General features: G+C 46.2%; 1 protein-coding gene. It reads left to right on the top strand.

The window, feature by feature from the left end; all coding sequences use genetic code 11:
* The first annotated feature begins 452 nt into the window (after positions 1-452).
* Positions 453-812 (top strand): ribbon-helix-helix domain-containing protein, encoded by a 360-nt coding sequence (locus NJ959_RS30005; protein WP_254015416.1) that lies wholly within the window; start codon positions 453-455, stop codon positions 810-812.
* Positions 813-1,021: the final 209 nt, after the last annotated feature.

The following is a 1,021-nucleotide window of genomic DNA, read 5'->3' as shown; positions in this document are numbered from 1 at the left end:
CTCCTCCCCCTCCTCCCTCCTCTTCACATAAAAACCCCCGCTTCTGTTACTCAGGAGCGGGGGATGTGAAAAACGTTTTCGTGTTTTCTTGTCCTATATCGGTACAGTTTGTTTTTGCCCGTACCTCCCGCTATGTCTGCTAGATTGTGAATCGACTGCCAGGGAATTGCCTGCGTCATGATTAAACGGTTTTCCAATCGAGGTTGTACCTTGTTCTATCTGGGTATAAATACTCCATAAGCAAATCTCCACCAACATGAGAGCCAATCGCCAACTGCCTAGGTGCGCTGCAAAGTGCAGTAGCGCTGGGCTGTCGAGATGGGAACAAGTGGTGGAGATGGTTATATGAAGGCTCACAGAAGGGTAATTTTAATGAAGGTTGATTTCAAAGCTGCTTTTTAAATACTACACTTGTATTACGAACATGTCCACTATTTAAGGAAAAAAACAAAATGCGTACCATTCCCAAGATTGCCACCACCGATATGGAAGTGACTAGCATCCGCTTGGAGAGAGACTTGAAGGAGAAGCTGAAGGAACTTTCTGGCAACCAAGGCTATCAAGCACTGATTCGAGATATCCTGTGGAATTACGTCCAGCATAAATGCGGAGATTATCGACCTGACTTTTCGCCGTCAGAAATCAGAGCCAGTATTCCAGCCACAGCGCAGCAAGAGGAGCGGTGTGTACTGACGGGCAAATTTATACAACCCAATGAGCCAATGTTATTAGGATTGACGGTTAGTGGTGATATGGTGCCTCTAAGTCCAGATAGTTTGTCTAGCGGAGTGCGCCTCAAACTCGCACGTTAGGGAAATCGCGGCGGGTACAGAGAAACCCGGTTTCTTGAAGAAACCGGGTTTCTGGGAGGTAATTCGATTTATTTTAGATTTAACTAAGGGGGTTTGGGGGTGGATAAGTCCCTCGCTATAAATGAGAGCGATACAAAACAACGTAGTTGTTGCGCTCGACATTTTAGCGACGGGATACAGCCACCCCCAAGTTAATTTCACTCTTGTTC

This window comes from Limnofasciculus baicalensis BBK-W-15 (genome assembly GCF_024178385.1).
Classification (GTDB): Bacteria; Cyanobacteriota; Cyanobacteriia; order Cyanobacteriales; family Coleofasciculaceae; genus Limnofasciculus; species Limnofasciculus baicalensis.
Note: the sequence above shows the minus strand (reverse complement) of the source record. Positions and strands in the feature narration are given on the sequence as shown.

Coding starts and splice junctions, on each gene's coding strand:
- NJ959_RS30005 (WP_254015416.1), top strand. CDS start 453: ATGCGTACCATTCCCAAGATTGCCACCACCGATATGGAAGTGACTAGC.